The sequence below is a fragment of the Desulforhopalus singaporensis genome (genome assembly GCF_900104445.1).
Classification (GTDB): Bacteria; Desulfobacterota; Desulfobulbia; order Desulfobulbales; family Desulfocapsaceae; genus Desulforhopalus_A; species Desulforhopalus_A singaporensis.
In genome coordinates this window covers 1-2744 of the sequence record NZ_FNJI01000095.1, presented here as the reverse complement: position 1 = coordinate 2744, position 2744 = coordinate 1, and the positions used below count along the sequence as shown (strand labels likewise).

Sequence of the window (2744 nt, the reverse complement as noted above, 5' to 3'; positions counted from 1 at the left end):
TTTCGGGTTCGCATCTGACTATCTGGCTGTTTTTACGTCAATCAATTTGACGCCTAACTAATATATACGAAAAGTTTAAGCCTAAATGCCCGCCGGATTAATAGCTTCAGAAGTCTCGATCTTGTTGGACACTATCATTGGGCGTTTATCACTGGTGGAGGCACCGACAAGAAAAGCAAAAACTAGTTTAACTAGCTCAATATCATAATCGGCAACCTGAAAAACTCTATCAGGGCAACTTATCATGGTATTGATCACAGACATTTATTTCGTTACCTCGCTGAATTCTGTTATTAATCCGTACGTTGATTAGTAGACATTCGCCAACGAGGAATTGCCTCGTAACATACTGATAATAGGTTTATTTGAAATTCAGACAATGTCTGCTATTTAGCCTTCGGATTAATACAGGTTTAATCGACGTTTTAAATTAGAGCTGATGATTGAAAATCTCGTTTATCATGCTTGTAAATCATCACCGATTCCTCAGTACAATTTATCGCTTGCTGAAGATTGGTGGTAATCAAAAATTAAAAAATGATAAAAATAAAAAAAATTAAATTTAACAAATATTCACAGCACAATTGCTGAACACGAACGGTTAAAGCTGCGTTATTTTGCGCATAGATTATATATTTCGAATACTTAGATTCTAACCCAATAATTTTAAAATGAAAATTCCCCAGTCATTAACAGAGTTTAAAAAAACTCAACAAGATGTATCAATATTTATTGGAGAAAACGGTACTGGAAAAAGTACTTTGTTAAATATTATTGCAAGGCAATTTTGCTTTAACAGCAGTGTAAAGGTTATAGGTATAGCTAATTCAATTCATGACAAATTTGAGATACAATCAAATAAATTCAGCGTTCTTCGAGGACGACAAGGTAGAAAACAGGCAAAAATTACAATTAAAAAAGCCATAACAAACATATCAGAACGAGACATTCAACGTCTTAAGTTTGCTTCCAGAGCATTGGAATATGTCGGTTTAGATCCAAAAATCGGTTTTAAGGTACCAAAAATAAAAGAAAATGTAATTCAAATGTTTCATGATGACTCATACATGTTGCCAGCTTCGAAATATGAAGAGGAGATAGACACTGGCTTCACTATGTTTGAGAAAAACAAAGAGGAAATAATAAATATTTGTGAGAAAATTAAAAGGTTAGAAAGGAAAAACATTGAGTGGTTATCTTTTGACGAATATAATTTTGAGGCATTAGAAAAGTTTTCTTTGACGGAACTTTTTGTTCTTGAAACTAAGTTAGTAAAGCTAGGTATTATAGCTCCAATAGAAGTATTTCTTTCAAAGAATGATAAAGAAATATCTTTACTTAGTGCAAGTTCTGGGGAATTAAATTTAATCACTGCAATCGTATACATCTCAACTGTCATTGAGCACAACACAGTAATTTTAATTGATGAACCTGAAAACAGTTTACATCCAAGGTGGCAAAAAGAGTATGTTAAGAACTTACTTGATATATTCTACCTTTATGAGCCCAAGATAATAATAGCTACACATTCTCCTACGATACTTAATGGAGCATTATTGGACAATGAATATTTGGACATATATAGATCAGATAATTTCGAATTATCGTTAGTAAGAGAAGATTCTAAGAATATAGAGAAAATTTATTATGATATTTTTAATATAATAACACCAGAAAATAGGTTTGTTTCATCTTTACTGACTGATTATTTAAATCAACTTGCTGAAGGAATCATTGATATGCAAAACTTCAATGTGCTTTTAGCCGATATTGAAAAATCGATATACGATGAGAAGCAAAATGAACTTATTAAAGGTGTCAATAAAATTGCTGAAAGAATAATTAAGGCTAGATAAGAAAATGTTAAATAAAGATGATTTGCTGTTAATAACCCAGGCCATTGAAAATGGTGGTGATATTTGGAATAATGAGATACTGAGACCTGTGAAAGCTAAAATAAAAGAATATCACAGAAGCGTTCAAGATGAATCATGTTGTTATTGTCGCAGAGATACAACAGGTGAGTTTAATATGGTTTTAGATATAGAACATGTTCTTCCAAAAGGGCACTCATATTTTAAAAAATATATGTTTACAATATGTAATTTGAGTGTTTCTTGCAAGAGATGTAATTTGAAAATTAAAGGCCAAAAGACTGATTTTATAGTAGATATCGAATCGGCTAAAAACAACCCATGCGATAATCATTTATTCCATTTCATTCATCCTAATTCAGATAACTATTATGATCATATCAAATATATTGTTGAAATTGAAAATGAATGTCGAGTAATTAAATATATGGTCATAAATTCTAGTGCAAAAGGTAAGTATACTTATGATTTTTTCCGTTTAAAAGAACTTGAAAGAGAAGCAATGGATAAGTCTCAAGGAGTCAAAAATGTAAAAATATCAGACTCAATTGATTTTGATATTGAGTCTGATATATATAAACTGTTCATGGAAAGATGATCTTAATTGCGTTAGTCACTAAAAGCGTTGACAATACTACCTCAGGCTCCGCTGTTTTTTAAACTACGCCCCCGCCTCCTTGGTAAATTTCCCGTTTAGTGAAGTACTGGTGACGCAGTCGACATGAACGACGAAGCTGTGCGGCGCAAAAGGAAGCGCAGAGTAGTTTGCGTCCGAGAGTCTGTAAATAAAATTGTGTAACTGCTTACAATCAGTTAACTTCGCTAAGAAAAGGAATTGATGTGAGCAAAGAAACCGAAAAAGACATCCTG

Annotated in this window: 3 protein-coding genes; all 3 read left to right on the top strand. The window is 32.3% G+C overall.

Annotated features, from left to right (window positions below; genetic code table 11):
* The first annotated feature begins 201 nt into the window (after window positions 1–201).
* The 3 genes from BLQ17_RS23815 (at window position 202) to BLQ17_RS21820 (ending at window position 2472) form a co-directional block, all read left to right on the top strand.
* Complete coding sequence (locus BLQ17_RS23815; RefSeq protein WP_143005615.1) at window positions 202–297, top strand: transposase; 96 nt, start codon at window positions 202–204, stop codon at window positions 295–297.
* A gap of 374 nt (window positions 298–671) precedes the next feature.
* Window positions 672–1856: an AAA family ATPase gene (locus BLQ17_RS21825; RefSeq protein ID WP_092226381.1), complete on the top strand. Its 1185-nt coding sequence runs from the start codon at window positions 672–674 to the stop codon at window positions 1854–1856.
* Window positions 1857–1860: 4 nt separating this feature from the next.
* Window positions 1861–2472, top strand: coding sequence for an HNH endonuclease family protein (locus tag BLQ17_RS21820; RefSeq protein WP_092226379.1), 612 nt, complete (start codon window positions 1861–1863; stop codon window positions 2470–2472).
* Window positions 2473–2744 lie beyond the last annotated feature (272 nt).

Coding starts and splice junctions, on each gene's coding strand:
- BLQ17_RS21820 (WP_092226379.1), top strand. CDS start 1,861: ATGTTAAATAAAGATGATTTGCTGTTAATAACCCAGGCCATTGAAAAT.
- BLQ17_RS21825 (WP_092226381.1), top strand. CDS start 672: ATGAAAATTCCCCAGTCATTAACAGAGTTTAAAAAAACTCAACAAGAT.